General features: G+C 70.3%; 12 protein-coding genes. 9 read left to right on the forward strand and 3 right to left on the reverse strand.

All coding sequences use genetic code 11. The features are described from left to right. Window positions 1-392 precede the first annotated feature (392 nt). The gene (locus QQ657_RS52525; RefSeq protein WP_284749999.1) at window positions 393-1,181 is read left to right on the forward strand and encodes an alpha/beta fold hydrolase; all 789 of its coding nucleotides are present in this window, start codon (window positions 393-395) and stop codon (window positions 1,179-1,181) included. After that, complete coding sequence (locus QQ657_RS52530) at window positions 1,178-1,936, forward strand: SDR family oxidoreductase (protein ID WP_284750000.1); 759 nt, start codon at window positions 1,178-1,180, stop codon at window positions 1,934-1,936. The genes QQ657_RS52525 and QQ657_RS52530 overlap by 4 nt, the downstream gene beginning before the upstream one ends. Here QQ657_RS52530 and QQ657_RS52535 read toward each other — a convergent pair. Beyond that, window positions 1,921-3,477, reverse strand: a complete 1,557-nt coding sequence (locus tag QQ657_RS52535; protein ID WP_284750001.1) for an IS1634 family transposase — start codon at window positions 3,475-3,477, stop codon at window positions 1,921-1,923. The genes QQ657_RS52530 and QQ657_RS52535 overlap by 16 nt on opposite strands. 153 nt (window positions 3,478-3,630) lie before the next feature. Between QQ657_RS52535 and QQ657_RS52540 the strand changes: the two genes are divergently transcribed. The 5 genes from QQ657_RS52540 to QQ657_RS52560 all read left to right on the forward strand — a co-directional run bounded on the left by QQ657_RS52540 (window position 3,631) and on the right by QQ657_RS52560 (window position 10,420). Beyond that, window positions 3,631-6,228 (forward strand): bifunctional FO biosynthesis protein CofGH, encoded by a 2,598-nt coding sequence (locus QQ657_RS52540; RefSeq protein ID WP_284750002.1) that lies wholly within the window; start codon window positions 3,631-3,633, stop codon window positions 6,226-6,228. A gap of 128 nt (window positions 6,229-6,356) precedes the next feature. Continuing rightward, window positions 6,357-6,812: a DUF4232 domain-containing protein gene (locus QQ657_RS52545; RefSeq protein WP_284750003.1), complete on the forward strand. Its 456-nt coding sequence runs from the start codon at window positions 6,357-6,359 to the stop codon at window positions 6,810-6,812. A gap of 113 nt (window positions 6,813-6,925) precedes the next feature. Then, window positions 6,926-7,783 (forward strand): HalD/BesD family halogenase, encoded by an 858-nt coding sequence (locus QQ657_RS52550; RefSeq protein ID WP_284750004.1) that lies wholly within the window; start codon window positions 6,926-6,928, stop codon window positions 7,781-7,783. A gap of 17 nt (window positions 7,784-7,800) precedes the next feature. Further along, window positions 7,801-8,673 (forward strand): class I SAM-dependent methyltransferase, encoded by an 873-nt coding sequence (locus tag QQ657_RS52555; protein ID WP_284750005.1) that lies wholly within the window; start codon window positions 7,801-7,803, stop codon window positions 8,671-8,673. 4 nt (window positions 8,674-8,677) lie between these two features. After that, entirely contained in the window at window positions 8,678-10,420 is a 1,743-nt protein-coding gene (locus QQ657_RS52560) for a choline/carnitine O-acyltransferase (RefSeq protein ID WP_284750006.1), read from the forward strand. On the opposite strand, the gene QQ657_RS52565 is transcribed toward QQ657_RS52560, so the two are convergent. Then, window positions 10,386-11,324 (reverse strand): alpha/beta hydrolase fold domain-containing protein, encoded by a 939-nt coding sequence (locus QQ657_RS52565; protein ID WP_284750007.1) that lies wholly within the window; start codon window positions 11,322-11,324, stop codon window positions 10,386-10,388. The two genes, QQ657_RS52560 and QQ657_RS52565, sit on opposite strands and share 35 nt — an antisense overlap. After that, complete coding sequence (locus tag QQ657_RS52570; RefSeq protein ID WP_284750008.1) at window positions 11,321-12,103, reverse strand: class I SAM-dependent methyltransferase; 783 nt, start codon at window positions 12,101-12,103, stop codon at window positions 11,321-11,323. The genes QQ657_RS52565 and QQ657_RS52570 overlap by 4 nt, the downstream gene beginning before the upstream one ends. 199 nt (window positions 12,104-12,302) lie before the next feature. On the opposite strand from QQ657_RS52570, the gene QQ657_RS52575 reads away from it, so the two are divergent. Both QQ657_RS52575 and QQ657_RS52580 read left to right on the forward strand, forming a co-directional pair. Continuing rightward, window positions 12,303-14,603 carry a discoidin domain-containing protein gene (locus QQ657_RS52575; protein ID WP_284750009.1) on the forward strand — a complete coding sequence of 767 codons (2,301 nt, stop codon included), beginning with the start codon at window positions 12,303-12,305 and terminating at the stop codon, window positions 14,601-14,603. A 12-nt stretch (window positions 14,604-14,615) separates the two neighbouring features. After that, the gene (locus QQ657_RS52580) at window positions 14,616-16,805 is read left to right on the forward strand and encodes a discoidin domain-containing protein (RefSeq protein WP_284750010.1); all 2,190 of its coding nucleotides are present in this window, start codon (window positions 14,616-14,618) and stop codon (window positions 16,803-16,805) included. Window positions 16,806-16,858: the final 53 nt, after the last annotated feature.

A 16,858-nucleotide genomic window follows, 5' to 3' on the forward strand; every position in this document is an offset into this window, starting at 1 on the left:
TAAGCTCTACTGGCTTAGTTCACTAGCACACTGTTGAGTTCTCAAGCAACACACCCCGAGTCGCACCGCCGTCAAGCGGCCTTACCCGAAGCGAGTATTCCTAGCAGTTTTGGTGGGACACCCACTCAATCGCTTCGAGCGAGAGCTTGGTTCGTGTCCCCGCCACCCGGTTTCCCTGGCGACTTGGAGAACTTTACATGCCCGGAAACCCCCCGAAACAGGGGGGTCCGTTAACAAGATCAGCGCAGGTCAGACCCCGTGACGAAGCCCGTCCGAGGCCCAGTGTGCACCCGACGGCCCCGGAGCGCCAGAGAAAGAGCCGGGAAAGAACATTGCTCCGAGTACATTGCACCGTATTGCACCGCGCTAAAGCTCCGCCTAGCGTCGGCCGCATGACCCTCGCGTACGACGACCTCGGCCCGGAGAACGGCCGGCCGGTCCTCCTCGTCCACGGCCACCCCTTCGACCGCTCGATGTGGCGTCCCCAGGCCGAGTACCTCGCCGAGCGCTGCCACCGCGTCGTGACCCCCGACCTCCGCGGCTACGGGGAGTCCCCGGGAGAAGGCACCAAGACCACCCTCGACGTCTTCGCGAACGACCTGATCGACCTGGCCGACCACATAGAGCTGGAGAGCTTCGTCCTCGGCGGCCTCTCCATGGGCGGCCAGATCGTCATGCAGCTGGCGCAGAACCACTCGGACCGGGTGGAGGCCCTCCTCCTGGCCGACACCTTCCCCGGCCTCGACACCCCGGAGGCGAAGCAGGCCCGCATCGACACCGCCGCGAGGATCACCGAGGAAGGCATGCACGGCTACGCGGACGAGCTCCTCCCCAAGATGATCTCGAGAAGCACCCGCGCGACCAGGCCGGACGTCGAAGCGCACGTCCGCAAGATGATGCGCAACGCACCGAAAGAAGGAGCCGCGGCCGCACTCAGAGGACGTGCCGAGCGCCCCGACTACACCCCCGGGCTCAGGAACATCGCCGTCCCCACCCTCGTAGTAGTAGGCAGTGAGGACGAGTTCACCCCGGTGGACGACGCCGAGCGGATCCACCGGGAAGTGCCCGGTTCCGCCCTGGTGGTGATCGACGGCGCGGGCCACCTGCCTAACCTGGAGCGCGAGACCGAGTTCAACGAAGCGCTCAGCACCTTCCTGACCACAAGCGGAGCCAAGCCATGACCCAGCAGACCGTGTTCGTGACCGGCGCCAGCGCCGGCTTCGGTGACGCCATCGCGCGCCGGTTCGTCGCCGAGGGCGCCCGCGTCATCGCCGTCGCCCGCAGTGAGGACAAGCTCGAGAAGCTGGCCGGCGAGCTCGGCGACGCCGTCCTCACGCTCAAGCTCGACGTCAGCGACCCCGAAGCGGTCAAGGCGAAGATCGAAAGCCTCCCCGCGGACTGGCGCGAAGTGGACGTCCTGGTCAACAACGCCGGCCTGGCGAAGGGCCTCGAGCCCGCGCACCGGGCCGACCTGGCCGACTGGGACGAGATGATCGCGACCAACGTCCGCGGCCTCGCGCACGTGACGCGCGCGCTGCTGCCCGGCATGGTCGAGCGCGGCCGCGGCCACGTGATCAACATCGGCTCGATCGCCGGCACCTACCCCTACCCCGGCGGCAACGTCTACGGCGCGACCAAGGCGTTCGTCCACCAGTTCAGCCTCAACCTGCGCAGCGACCTGCACGGCACCGGCGTCCGCGTGACGAACGTCGAGCCCGGCATGGTCGGCGGCACGGACTTCTCGAAGGTCCGCTTCGACGGCGACCAGGACAAGGCGGACAAGGTCTACCAGGGCACGACCCCGCTGACCGCGGACGACGTCGCCGAGTCCGTCTTCTGGGCGGCGAACCAGCCGAAGCACGTGAACATCAACGTCATCGAGCTGATGCCGGTGGTCCAGAGCTTCTCGGCCCTGCAGATCTACCGGGAGAGCTGAAACAGGTCGGCCAACGCCTGCTGCGCCGGATCCCGCTCGGTCGGCAGGCGTCCGGTCCGGGGCCGCCCGCCGGTGGACGGGTAGCGCAGCACCAGCTCGCCGATGCCGGCCAGCTGGTCGAGCAGCTCCCGCACGGACAGGTTCATCCCCGCCCGGTCGGCCTCGCGCCGCATCAGGTGCGTCACGGTCGCCGCGAGCACCGAGACGAGCCCGTGCGCGGCGATCCGCTGCCGCGTCCACTCCCAGCGCGGGGTCGGCCCGGTCACGGCGGGGCCGGTGAGCCAGCGGAACGTCGACTCCAGGTGCGTGCGGGCCCGGTAGGCCGTGACGACGTCCCCGATCGGCCAGTCCCGGTCGGTGACCAGCACCTGCTTGCCGAAGAACTCCTCGTCGAGCCGGGCCAGCGCGGCGGTGTCGATCCGGCGTTCCAGGCGGATCTCGCCGGGCCGGTTCCCGCTCAGCACCGCGGTGAGCACGCGTTCGATGCGCCGGCCGCGCGTGACCCGGCCGAGCTCGGCGTGGACCTGGGCGCGGTCGCCGCGGTGGGTGCCCGCGGCCAGCGCCTCGGCCAGGCCGTCCAGCTCGCGGGTCGCGGTGGCCAGCTCGTCGGCGAACGCGCGGGACTGCGCCGCGTGCAGCGTCGCCGAATGCGTGAGGATCACCCGCCGCCGGACGCCGTCGACGACCGCGTGCGTGTCCAGCGCGGTGAGGCCGGCGAACCGCTCGGGGTCGACGCGCTTGCGCGCCGACGCGGGCTGGGTCAGCAACTCGGGGTGATCGGTCAGCGGCAGCGAACCGACGAACCCGCTGCGTGAACCCAGGTCGAGCTGGGCCGCCTGGCCGGAGTGGAAGACCAGCGTCGCGGGGCCCAGCTCCGCGGTCAGCGAGGCGAACGTCGGTGCCGTGCCGTCGTCGCGCCGGTACACCCGCGACGCCAGCGGGATCGCGCCGTCGCGGGTCACCCGCAGGCCGGCGCCGGCGAGGACGCCCCGGCACGCCGAGGGCAGCGTGCAGTCGGCCGGGGCGAACGCGGCGAACTGGGGGACGTCGACGGCGAGCGCCGCGTGGTCGTCCACCAGCTCCAGCACAGCGGAGGCGACGGTGTCCTCGATGCGCGTGATGCGTTCCGGGGTAAGGCGTTCCAGCGCCCGCCAGAGTCCCTCCACTGTGGACACCCGGGGCCGCACGAGATCGGCCGCCGCCCCCGAGGCCCACCACTCGCCGATGGGCACCGACGGCGCGGTCGCCCGGTGCAGCACGGCGATCGCCAGCGTCAGGCCCAGCGAGGGCTTCGCGCGCTGAGGGCCGGCGATGTCGTCGACGCGCCGGACGAAGCCGAGCCGCGAGAGGGTCGCCCACACCGCGGCGACGTCACCGTACGTCCGGTACGAAGCCGACGCGGGCTCGCCGCCCGGGACGGCGCGCGCGATCTCCTCGGCCGTCCCCAGGTAACGCTGGGTCACCACCCGGGGCTTGCCGTCCACTCTCCCGGACTCCGCCAGGTAGTAGTACGTCCGTCCGCCGATCTTCTTCCCGACCACCGATGCCACCCTTTAGGTAATACACGCCGGGAAGCTGATCGACAACCGGCCGAGCGCCCTGACCTGCGACGACGAGCACGCGCACCGATCGGGTGAGCCGGGTGCGGAACACACACTGGCTGGTCCCGCGAGGACGGTCCTAGCGTGGGTGGAATGGGACCCGAACCCGACGCCACCACCCCGACCGCCTCCGCGATGCGCCGTGCGCTCGCCCGGGCGCGTGACGGGAAGACACTGGACGTAGCCGAAGCGAGCGTCCTGCTGCACGCCCGCGGCGAAGACCTGGGGAAGCTTTCCGAGTACGCCTCGCGCATCCGCGACGCGGGCCTGGCCGAGGCCGGCCGCGCGGGCATCATCACCTACAGCCGCAAGGTGTTCATCCCGCTGACCCGGCTGTGCCGCGACCGCTGCGGCTACTGCACGTTCGTCACGGTGCCCGGACGGCTCGAATCGCCGTTCCTCTCGCCCGACGAGGTCCTCGACATCGCCCGCAAGGGTGCCGAGATGGGCTGCAAGGAAGCCCTCTTCACCCTCGGCGACCGGCCCGAGGACCGCTGGAAGGCCGCCCGCGACTGGCTCGACGCGCACGGCTACGACGACACGCTCTCCTACGTCCGCGCGATGGCGATCCGGGTGCTGGAGGAGACCGGCCTGCTGCCGCACCTCAACCCCGGCGTGCTGTCCTGGCAGGACTTCCAGCGCCTCAAGCCGGTCGCGCCGTCGATGGGCATGATGCTGGAGACCACCGCGACCCGGCTGTGGAGCGAGAAGGGCGGCCCGCACTACGGGTCACCCGACAAGGATCCCGCCGTCCGGCTGCGCGTCCTCGAAGACGCCGGGCGCAGCAGCGTCCCGTTCACCACCGGCGTGCTGATCGGCATCGGCGAGACGCACGAAGAGCGCGCGGACGCGCTGTTCGAGATCCGCAAGGTCGCCAAGACCTACGGCGGCATCCAGGAAGTCATCGTGCAGAACTTCCGGGCCAAGCCGGACACGAAGATGCGCGCGACCCCGGACGCCGACCTCGAAGAGCTGGCCGCGAACATCGCCGTGGCGCGGCTCGTGCTCGGCCCGAAGATGCGCATCCAGGCGCCGCCGAACCTGATCGGCAACCAGTACGACCTGATGATCCGCGCCGGGATCGACGACTGGGGCGGCGTCTCGCCGCTGACGCCGGACCACGTCAACCCGGAACGCGCGTGGCCGCAGATCGACGAGCTGGCCCGCCGCACCGAGAAGGCCGGCTTCGAGCTCAAGGAACGGCTGACGATCTACCCCGAGTACGTCAACGCCGGCGAGCCGTGGCTGGACCCGCGGATCACGCGGCACGTCGCGGCGCTCGTCGACCCGGCCACCGGGATGGCGCGCGAAGGCGCGATGCCGGTCGGCATCCCGTGGCAGGAGCCGGACGGCGGCTGGCAGCAGTCCGGCCGCACCGACCTGCACACCGAGATCGACACCACCGGCCGGACCGAGGACCGCCGCAGCGACTTCGACTCGGTGTACGGGGACTGGAAGGAGATCGGCGACCGGATCAAGACCGGGCCGCAGAAGTTCGACTCCACCGTCCTGGAAGCCTTGCGCAGTGCGGAAAAGGACCCCGCCGGGCTGTCCGACGACGCCGCGCTGGCCCTGCTGTCCGCCGACGGCAAGGAACTCGACGCGTTCACGAAGCTCGCCGACGACCTGCGGCGCGAGACCGTCGGCGACGACGTCACCTTCGTCGTCACGCGGAACATCAACTTCACCAACGTCTGCTACACGGGTTGCCGCTTCTGCGCCTTCGCCCAGCGTCGCACCGACGCCGACGCGTACACGCTCTCGCTGGAGCAGGTCGGCGACCGCGTCGACGAGGCGTGGGCCGCCGGCGCGACCGAGATCTGCATGCAGGGCGGCATCCACCCGGACCTGCCGGGCACCGCGTACTTCGACCTCGCGGCCGAGGTGAAGCGCCGTCAGCCGGACATCCACCTGCACTCTTACAGCCCGATGGAGGTCGTCAACGGCGCGTCGCGGACGAACCTTTCGCTGCGCGACTGGCTGATCGCGGCGAAGGAGTCCGGCGTGGACTCGCTGCCGGGCACGGCCGCGGAGATCCTCGACGACGACGTCCGCTGGGTGCTCACCAAGGGCAAGCTGCCGACGTCGGAGTGGATCAAGGTCGTCACCACCGCGCACGAGATCGGCCTGCCGACGACGTCCACGATGATGTACGGCCACGTCGACACGCCCGCGCACTGGGTCGCGCACCTGAAGCTGCTCGCGAAGCTGCAGCGCGACGGCCTGGAGAAGCACGGCAAGCGCGGGTTCAGCGAGTTCGTGCTGCTGCCGTTCATCCACCAGAGCTCGCCGATCTACCTCGCCGGGCTCGCCCGCCCGGGCGCGACGCAGAACGAGAACCGCGCGGTGCACGCGCTGGCCCGGCTGCTGCTGCACGGGATGATCGACAACATCCAGAGCTCATGGGTGAAGCTGGGCACCGAGGGCAGCCGCGCGGTGCTGCAGGGCGGTGTCAACGACATCGGCGGCACGCTGATGGAGGAGACGATCAGCCGCATGGCCGGCGCGTCGAACGGGTCGTACAAGACGATCAGCGACATGCGCGAGATGGTCGAGCCGCTGGGCCGGCCGCTGGTGCAGCGGACGACGGGCTACGGCCGGCCGTCGGCGGAGCGGATCGCCGCGGCCGAGGCGTCCGACGGTGTCGCCACCGCGGTCCGGAAGCCGCTTTTGCCCCTGCTCACGCCTTAAAAAGGGGTCGCGGGCGCCCGGCTCCGGGGCGCCCGCTACTCTTCCGGTCCATGGGGGTTTCTCGCTTCGCACCACTTCTTTTCGTCGCGCTTCTCGCGGGTTGCGGCACTACGCCGCCTCCGCCGCCCGTGCCCACACCCACGACGACGCCGAGCCCGACGTACGCGCCGCCGCCGTCGGCCGGACTGTCGCTTTCGGTCGGCCAGGTCGAAGCCGGGCTCGGGCACCGCGCGAGCGTGCTGACGCTGACCAACCGGGATGGCGAGCCGCGCAAGGTGACCGGCTACCCGGACCTGAAGATCCTCGCCGAAGACGGTTCGCCGCTCGAGGTGAAGGTCGAGCACGGGACGTCGTACTTCGCGCGGGACCTCGGCCCGCAGAACGTAACGCTCAAGCCGGGCGAGACAGTCGTCGCCGTGCTGGCGTGGTCGGCCACCGTGACGACCGGGGACAAGCACACCGGCGCCGCGATCTCGGTCGTCCCCGTCCCGGGTGAACCCGCGCAGAAGCAGCCGCTGGACACCGATCTCGGCACCACGGACACCGTCACCGTCAGCTCGTGGGCGACCGAAATCGGCAACTGATGACCTTGTGTCACCGCTCACAAACCCACGGTTGACCCCGCCGGAGATGTGCTAACTCTTTCCCTCACGACCAGGGTTCAGCACCGGAGCTTCACCCGCCGGAAGGGACTTCGATGAGCACCTCCGTGGCCGCGTTGGAAATGGTCGACACCGACCGCTACCCGCTCACCGATCCGGGAAGTGCCGCCTGGCGGGCGACCGTCGACCGCACCCGCGCGGACCTCGCCGACGTCGGCTGCAGCGTCCTCGCCGACTTCATCCGGCCGGAGCTGCAGGAGGTCCTGCGCGCCGAGTGCGCCGCGCTCGAGCCGCACGCGTACACGAAGATCGAAAAGGTCAACGCCTACAACACCGCGATCGACGCGGCCCTGCCCGAAGACCACCCCGGCCGGACGATCATGGAGCGCGGCAACGCCTTCGTCGCCCGCGACCACATCCCGGCGGGCGCACTCATCGGCCGGCTCTACACCAGCCCGGTGTTCCAGCGGTTCATCGCCGACTGCTTCGGGCTGCCACAGCTGCACGAGCTCGCCGACCCGTTGTCCGGGCTGACGCTGAACGTGATCGCGCCCGGCCGCGCGCACCCGTGGCACTTCGACACGAACTCCTACACCGTCAGCATGCTGACGCAGGCCGCGGACGCCGGCGGGACCTTCGAATACTGCCCGAACATCCGCTCCGCCGACACGGAAAACTTTTCCGCCGTCCGCGCCGTGCTTTCCGGGGAAAGCACCCGTTCGGTCCAGCGGCTGGGCCTCCGTCCGGGCGATCTGCAGTTGTTCAAAGGCCGCTTCGCCTTGCATCGGGTCACTAGGGTGGAGGGGAAGATCGCCCGGCACTCCGCGATCTTCGCCTACAGCGAGCGCCCCGGCGTCATCGGCAGCCCGGAGCGGACCAGGCAGCTCTTCGGCCGGGTCCTGCCCGAACATCTGGCTGGTCACGCCGTGCGGGGCGACGCCCTGCTCGACTAGATCTAGGAGCCTGGCCCGTGCCTTTCGACTCGACCGGCAAGATCTCGTTCGACCACATCTACACCGCGCCCGACCCCCGTCCGTTCTTCGGAACGTTGCAGCGCGTGGATTACCAGATTCCGCAACTGGCGAAGCCGTACTTCACGAAATTGATCGAGGAATACCAGGCGGAGCGCGGAATCGCGCGGCCGACCGTGCTGGACGTCGGGTGCTCCTACGGCGTCAACAGCGCTTTGCTGCGGTGCGACGCGAGCATCGAAGACCTGTACGAGCAGTACACCGCGCCCGGCGTCGAGAACCTCGACCGCGCCGCGCTGCTCGAGCGCGACCGGCGGCTCGTCACCACCCACGCCGACCCCGACGGCCCCCGGTTCTTCGGGCTCGACGCGGCCGGGGCGGCGCTGGAGTACGCGTGTTCCGCGGGGTTCATCGACGAGGCGATCTACGCCGATTTCGAGCGCTACGACCCGGACCCGGAGCAGCAGGCGCTGCTGGACCAGGTGGACCTCGTCGTCTCGACCGGGTGCATCGGCTACGTCACCGAGAAGACGATCGCGCGGATCGCGCGCGGTTCCCGGCCCTGGATGGCGCACTTCGTGCTGCGGATGTTCTCCTACGACCCGGTCGCCGAGAGCCTGGCCGGGCTGGGGTACGAGACCGCGGCCATCGACGGCGTCTACCGGCAGCGGCGGTTCGCCTCCGCCGAAGAGCAGGAACAGATCCTCGGCACGCTGGCCGAGGCCGGCGTGAACCCCGACGGCCTCGAAGCCGACGGCTGGCTGTACGCGCAGCTGTACGTCTCCCGGCCGAAGAAGGGCGCGGCCGCCGGGCTCGCGTCCGCACTCAACGCGGTAGCTTCCGAAGACGCAGCACCCGACGAACGAGGATGACAGAGTGAGCAGTCCGGAATGGTCCCCCCGCACGTTCGGCAACGAGGACCGGCTTCCCCGCGTCCCCGTGCCGACCCTCGCCGACAGCGGCCGCCGCTTCCTGGAGTGGTGCGGCCCGCTGCTGACGCCGGACGAGCTGGCGGAGACCGAAGCGGCGGTCGAGGACTTCCTCGCGCCCGGCAGCCCGGCCCACGGGCTGCAGGCCGCGCTCGCGGAGTACGACCGGTCGCCGGGGGTGCACAGCTGGCTGGACACCTTCTGGCCGTACCGCTACCTCGGCCGCCGCGACCGGATCGCGCTCAACGCCAACTTCTTCTTCCTGTTCCAGGACTCCCCGCTGGGTCAGGTGGAACGCGCGGCCGAGCTGACCGCGTCCGCCGTGGACTACAAGCTGAAGCTCGACGAGGAACTGGTGCCGCCGGTGCTGGTGCGCGGCGGGCCGCAGTCGATGGTGCAGCACAAATACCTGTTCTCGGCGACGCGCATCCCGGGCGAGCTGCTGGACACCGCGCGCACGCGGTTCCCGTCGCCCGAGCGGCACATCGTCGTGTTCCACCGCGACACGCCCTTCCGGATGGACGTCATCGCCGCGGACGGCCGGCCCCATTCGCCGGAGCAGATCGCCGACGGCCTGCGCGCGATCCTCAAGGACGACCACGTCGCCGACATCCCGGCCGGGCACTTCACCACCAAGGCCCGTGCGGAGTGGGCAGTCAGCCGCAAGGCACTGCTCGAAGCCGGCAACGCCGAAGCGCTCGAGACCATCGAGACGGCGCTGTTCTGCCTGTGCCTGGACGACTTCACGCCGTCCGACGCCCTGGAAGCGAGCGACCGGCTGCTGTACGGCGACAACCGCTGGTACGACAAGGCCGTGTCGCTGATCGTGCTCGAGGACGGCACCGCGGGGATCAACGTCGAGCACTGCGAGCTCGACGGCACCACGATCCTCGGCTTCACCGACGCGCTGCTGAGCGGTTCGCGGGCGCCCCGGGAAGACGCCGAGAGTGTCCCGGGCTACGAGGTAGTCGAGTTCGCATTGACCGACGCCCTGCGCGAAGACGCCCGCGCGGCCGGCGCGGATTTCCGGGCGTACGCGGACGCGACGGCGACGCAGACCGTGTCGTTCGACTTCGGCGCCAACCGGGCGAAGGAGCTCAAGATGTCGCCGGACGCCTTCGCGCAGATGGCGTACCAGCTGGCGCACCGCCGTGCGAAGGGCCTGACCGGCGCGACGTACGAGTCGATCGCCACCCGGCAGTTCCGCAACGGCCGTACCGAGGCGATGCGCGTCGTGACGCCGGAAGTCGTGCGCTTCGCCGACGTCCTGACCGATGCGAACGCTTCGGCCGACGAAAAGCGCGAAGCGTTCCGGACGGCGGCGGCGAAGCACGTCTCGCGGGCGAAGGAATGCCAGGCCGGGGACGCGCCGGAACAGCACCTGTGGGAGCTGCAGCTGATCGGGAAGCGCCGCGGCGACACTGCGGTTCCCGCGCTGTACAGCTCGCCGGGCTGGCTGAAGATGCGTGACGACTACCTGAGCACCAGCTCGGCGCCGTCGGTCAACATCCAGTACTTCGGGTTCGGCTCGACGAGCCCGCAGTGCATCGGCATCGCGTACGTGCTGCTGCCGGACCGCTGGAACATCTACCTCAGCACGCCGAAGCACGTCTCGGCCGAGATGTACCGCTTCGCCGACGAACTCGCGAAGGCCGTCAGCGAGCTGCAGGAGCTCCTGGCAGGCGCTTGAGCAACCAGGTCAGCCGGGCGGCGCGCGCGGCCCGGCTGACCTGAGCTTCCGGCGCCAGCGAGTCGAAGCCGTGGAAGCCTCCGGGCCAGACGTGCAGCTCCGCCTCGCCGCCCGCCTGCCAGATCCGGCTCGCGTAGGCGACGACCTCGTCGCGGAACGTCTCCGCCGTGCCGACGTCCAGGAACGCCGGCGGCAGGCCGGAAAGGTCTTCGGCGCGGGCCGCGGCGGCGTACGCCGGGACGTCGTCCGTGCCCCGGCGATCGCCCAGGTAGGCCGTCCAGCCGACGTTGTTGGCCGTGCGGTCCCAGAGGCCGTGGCCGTCGAGGTCGACGGCCGAGGGCGTGTCGTTGCGGTCGTCGAGCATCGGGCAGATCAGCAGCTGGCCGGCCAGCTCCGGCCCGCCGCGGTCGTGGGCGAGCAACGCCGTGGCCGCCGCGAGCCCGCCACCCGCGCTGATGCCGCCGACCACGATCGGGCCGGCGCGGTGCTCGACCGTCCACAAGAGACCGGCGTAGCAGTCCTCGACCGGCACCGGGTACGGGTGCTCGGGCGCGAGCCGGTACCCCGGCGAGACGATCGTCAGGTCCGTCCCGCCCGCCCAGTCCAGCAGGTTCGGCACGTCCTGGCCGAGGTGGCTGCCGACGATCGTGCCGCCGCCGTGGACGTAGTACAGGACGCCCGCGCTCGACGCCGGCGTCATCACCAGCAGCGGAACGTCCCCCGCGTACTCCTCGGTGACCTGGTACTCCGGATACGCGGCGGCCAGCTCCTCGACGGTCCGGTGCTCGGCGGCGTTCAGCTCGCGGCGGCCGGGGATGTCCTCGAGCGAAGCCAGCGGCGGGCGCAGCGCGCGCAGGGTTTCGACGACCGGCGCCAGCTCCGGGTCGAAGGGCGGCGGCGTCATTCCGTCGGGTCCGAGACGACGAGCACCAGCGAGCCCTCGAACGTCGGCTGCTCGCGCAGGCGCCCGTAGCGGCGTTCCCACGTTCCGTCGTCGAGGTCGTGCTGCAGCTCGGCGGCGAAGCGGTGGTGCACGCGGTCGTCGACGAAGCTCCACGCCGAGCACGACAGCCGCGCGCCCGGGTCGAGCAGGCGTTCCGGGCGGGCGTAGTAGGCCTCGTTGAAGCCGTCCGTGCAGTCGATCGGGATGGGCACCGGGACGATCGACGTGTGGCCGCCGAGGCCGTCGGCGATGTCGTCGACCGACGGGTAGCGCCGCGCCTCGGTCTCGATCACCTCGGGCGCGTAGTCGAGCAGCCAGAACCGCCGCAGCAGGGCGGGATCGCAGGTCAGGATCGCGACCGGGCCGCGGGTGACGCGGCGCAGCTCCTTCAGCCCGGTCCACAGGTCGTTCCACTGGTGGACGCTGAACGTGCTCATCGCGCCCTCGAACGCCCGGTCCGGGAACGGGAGCTTCTCGGCCACGGCGTCGACCGCGGGCGGCAGGTCCGCCGGGCGCTGCGCGCGCATCGACGCGGACGGCTCGACCGCGGTCACTTCCCGGTCTTCGGGTTCGTAGGCGCCGGCGCCCGCACCGACGTTGAGCACGGTCCGCGCGTCCCCCAGCGCGTCGAGGATGTACTGGCCGATGCGGGGGTCCGGCTTGCGGTAGTCGGTGTAGACCCCGCCGATCGCGCCGTAATCCGCGTCCCCGGCGCTGCCGTCCGCACGTCGCTGGCTCATGACTGAAAACTATCAGCGCTCCCGGACCGCGAGGGCGTTGCTCCGCCGGGCGTAAGCGAGCGTCGGGCATCCGGCGCAGTCGTCAATTCCTGTCGCAAAGTTGCGTAAGTTCGTCCAACTATTGCGATTTCTTGTCTGAGATTCGTATGATCCCGGTCACAGAGGTCCCCACCCTGCTGCGGAAAGGCCAGTGCCGCCCATGACTCCCAGCTCTGTCTTCAGCGCGCCCGCACCAGCCCCGGATCGCTTCCGGGCCAAGAGATTCGCCGCTCTCGCCGCCGCCGTGACCGCCGCGGCCGGCCTGACGATCGCCGCCGTTCCCGCCGGCGGGTCGGCGCTCGCGGCCGGCCGCGGCGCGACCGTGCCCTTCCTCGAACAGGAGGCGGAGAACGCCGCGACGAACGGCTCGGTGATCGGCCCGGACCGCAACGCGGGCACGCTCGCCGGCGAGGCGTCCGGCCGCAAAGCCGTGACGCTGTCCGGCCAGGGCAAGTACGTCGAGTTCACGCTCACCGCCCCGGCGAACTCGATCGACTTCCGCTTCAGCCTCCCGGACTCCGGCAACGGCACCGGGACGAGCGGCACGCTCTCGCTCTACGTCGGCGGCACCCACGACCGCGACATCGCGCTGACGTCGAAGTACGCCTGGTACTACGGCTCTTACCCGTTCACCAACAACCCCGGTGACGGCCACGCGCACCACTTCTACGACGAGACCCGCGCACTGCTCGGCACGTCGTACCCGGCCGGCACCAAGATCAAGCTGCAGGTCGACGCGGGCGACACCACGGCCTCGACCATCGACCTGGCCGACTTCGAGCAGGTCGGTGCCGCGGCCGCCCGCCCGGCGAACTCGGTGTCCGTCACCGACTACGGCGCCACCGCGGGCGACGCGAGCGACGACGCTTCGGCGTTCGACTCGGCCGTGGCCGCGGCCCGCAGCCAGGGCAAGGAGGTCTGGATCCCGTCCGGGACCTTCACCCTCGGCCATCACATCACCGTCGACCAGGTGACGATCCGCGGCGCCGGGCCGTGGTACTCCGTGCTGACCGGCCCGCGCGCCGGGATCTTCGGCAAGGGCGAACCGGCAAGCTGCGGCACGTCGACCTACCCCGGCAACGGCGCGATCCCGGGCACGAGCAGCGCGGTCAAGCTGTACGACTTCGCGATCATCGGCCAGGTCGACTCGCGCGTCGACTGCGACCAGTCGAACGCCATCGGCGGCGCGCTGGGCGGCGGCTCGGTCGTGCAGAACCTGTGGCTGCAGCACACGAAGGTCGGGCTGTGGCTCGACGGGCCGTTCGACGGGCTCACCGTGTCCGGCAACCGGATCCTCGACCAGACCGCCGACGGGCTGAACCTGCACCAGGGCATCAGCAACGTCACGGTCACGAACAACTTCCTGCGCAACACCGGCGACGACGGCCTGGCCATGTGGTCCGAGCACGACGCCGACCACCACAACACCTTCTCGTTCAACACCGTGCTGCTGCCGATCCTCGCGAACAACATCGCGATCTACGGCGGGCACGACAACACCGTGTCCGACAACGTCGTGGCCGACAACCAGGACCAGGGCGGCGGCATCCACATCGCCAACCGGTTCAGCGCGGTGCCCCTCGCGGGCACGACGACCGTCGCGCGCAACACGGCGATCCGCACCGGCGTGCTCGACTCGAACTGGCAGTTCGGCGTCGGCGCCCTGTGGTTCGACGGCCGCGACTCGGCGATCACCGGCCGGGTCGACGTCACCGACCTCGACCTGCAGGACAACAACTACGAGGCCATCCAGTTCATCGACAGCGCCACCACGGACGTCCACTTCACGAACGTCCGCATCACCGGGGCGGGCACGTTCGCCTGGCAGATCCAGGCCAAGCCGACCGGTTCGGTGCAGAACGTCGTCGCGACCGGCGTCGGCCGGGCCGGCGTCTACAACTGCATGGGCCCGGACGCGATGAGCGGGCTGGCCGACCAGGGCGGCAACTCGGGCTGGTCGACGACGTTCTGCGGCTCGTGGCCGACGCCGGTCTACGGCTCGGACAACGGCGGCACGACGACTCCGCCGACCACCACCCCGCCGACCACCACGACCACGACTCAGCCGACCGGGAACCTGGCGCTGCACAAGAGCGTCACGGCGTCGGCGTCCCAGGGTGGGTTCCCGCCTTCGAACGCCGTCGACGGGGATGCGAACTCGTACTGGGAGAGCGCGAACAACGCGTTCCCGCAGTCGCTGACCGTCGACTTCGGCGCCACGGTTTCGGTGTCGCGGCTGGTGCTGAAGCTGCCGCCGTCGTCGGCGTGGGGCACGCGCACCCAGACGATCTCGGTCGACGGCGTCAAAGCCGCCGCGGGCTACACGTTCAACCCCGCGTCCGGCAACACCGCGACCATCACCTTCCCGGCGACGTCGGCACGCACCCTGCGGCTGACCTTCACCGGCAACACCGGCTGGCCCGCCGGGCAGCTGTCCGAACTCGAAGCCTATTCGTCCTGAGAGGTGCTGACGATGTCTCGCATTCCCCGCGGCGCGGCTCTGCTTGCCGCCGCTCTCGCCGCGTCCGGTCTGACCGTGCTTTCCGGCAGTACGCCGGCCGCGGCGGCCACCTGTCCCACGACCGCTTCCGGCGGTGCGAGCGTGCCGTTCCGGACGGTCGAAGCCGAGTGCTCGGCGACCACCGGCTCGGCCGTCGGCCCCGACTACACCCAGGCCAGCATCGCCTCGGAAGCGTCCGGGCGGCAGGCCGTCCGGATCGGGTCCGGCCAGTACGTCGAGTTCACGCTGCCCGCGGCGGCCAACTCGATCAATGTCCACTACAACATCCCGGACGGCTCATCTGGGCGGCTTTCGGTGTACGTCGGCGGCACGAAGCTCGGCAGCGGGCTGTCCGTGACGTCGCGGTATTCCTATGTGGACACCGGCTTCATCACGGGCTCGAAGACGCACCACTTCTTCGACGACGCCCGGCTGCTCTTCGGCCAGAACGCGGCTTCCGGTACAAAAGTCCGGGTCCAGGCCGACTCCGGTGACGTCGGGCAGGCGACGATCGACCTGGCCGACTTCGAGCAGGTCGGCGGCGCGGGTTCGCAGCCGGCCAACTCGCTTTCGGTGACCGACTACGGTGCCACGGCGAACGACTCGTCGGACGACTCGCAGGCGTTCCGCAACGCGCTGTCGGCGGCGCGTTCCCAGGGTCGCGAGGTCTGGGTGCCGTCCGGCCGGTTCGAGATCGGCTCGGCGCTGCAGATCGACCAGACGACCGTCCGCGGCGCCGGGCCGTGGTACACCGTGCTGCACGGCAACAACATCTTCAACAACGGCAGCGCGTCCGGGAACATCAAGCTGTACGACTTCGCGGTGTTCGGTGACGTGACCGAACGCAACGACGGCAGCCCGGACAACGCGTTCCACGGCGTACTCGGGAACGGCTCGGTCGTGAGCGGTCTCTGGATCCAGAACACGAAGTGCGGGCTGTGGCTGATGAACGGCGCGTCGTCGAACCTCACCATCGAGAACAACCGCATCCTGGACACGCAGGCCGACGGCGTGAACTTCGACGGCGCGGTGACGAACTCGGCGTTGCGCAACAACTACCTGCGCAACAACGGCGACGACGGCTTGGCGCTGTGGTCGAACGGTCAGGCCGACTCGGGCAACACGCTGGCCAACAACACCGTCGTGCAGCCGAACCTGGCGAACGGCATCGCGCTGTACGGCGGGTCGAACAACACCGTCAGCGGCAACCTGGTGCAGGACACCAACGCGCTCGGCGGCGGTTACCTGGTGGCGAACCGGTTCAACTCGGTGCCGCTCGGCGGCACGGTGACGCTGTCGAACAACACGGCGCTGCGGGCCGGGGCGCTCGACCCGAACTGGCAGTTCGGCGTCGGCGCGCTGTGGTTCGACGCGCGCGACCAGGCGATCACCGGCGTCACGATCCGCGTCACCGGGTTCACCGCCATCCAGAGCCCGTACGAGGCGATCCAGTTCATCGACGGCAACGGGCAGGGCAAGCAGATCCAGGGCATCACGATCGACGGCGTCTCGGTGCAGGGCGTCGGCACATTCGTGGCGCAGTCGCAGACGCAGGGGTCGGTGACGATCAGCAACCTGTCGGCGTCCGGCGTCGGCGTCACCGGGACGTACAACTGCCCGTACCCGGCGTCGATCCCGCGCATGACGTTCGGCGGGTCGGGCAACAGCGGCTGGACCGGGACTTGGAGCGACTGCTCGACCTGGCCCGCGCCGAACTCGGGCCCGGCGCAGCCGCCGCAGTCCGGCAGCAACCTCGCGCGGGGCAAGGCGATCAGCGCGTCGGCGTCGGTCGGTGGCTTCCCGCCCTCGAACGCCGTGGACGGCAACGCCGACACGTACTGGGAGAGCGCGAACAACGCGTTCCCGCAGACGCTGACGGTGGACCTGGGCGCGGCGGCGTCGATCAACAAGGTGACGCTGCGGCTGCCGCCGTCGTCGGCGTGGGGCGCGCGGACGGAGACGGTGACGATCTCCGGCAGCACGGACGGCGGTTCGTACACGACGCTGGTGAGCTCGCGCGGGTACGCGTTCGACCCGGCTTCCGGCAACACGGCGTCGGCGTCCTTCACGGCGACGTCCCAGCGGTTCGTCCAGCTGACGTTCACCGGCAACACCGGCTGGCCCGCCGGTCAGGTGTCCGAGTTCGAAGTGGCGGCTTCGTAGCTCGGTCGTCCGGCAAGCCCGTACCGGTCCCCGGGACCGGTACGGGCTTGTCA

Source organism: Amycolatopsis ponsaeliensis, from assembly GCF_030182635.1.
Classification (GTDB): domain Bacteria; phylum Actinomycetota; class Actinomycetes; order Mycobacteriales; family Pseudonocardiaceae; genus Amycolatopsis; species Amycolatopsis ponsaeliensis.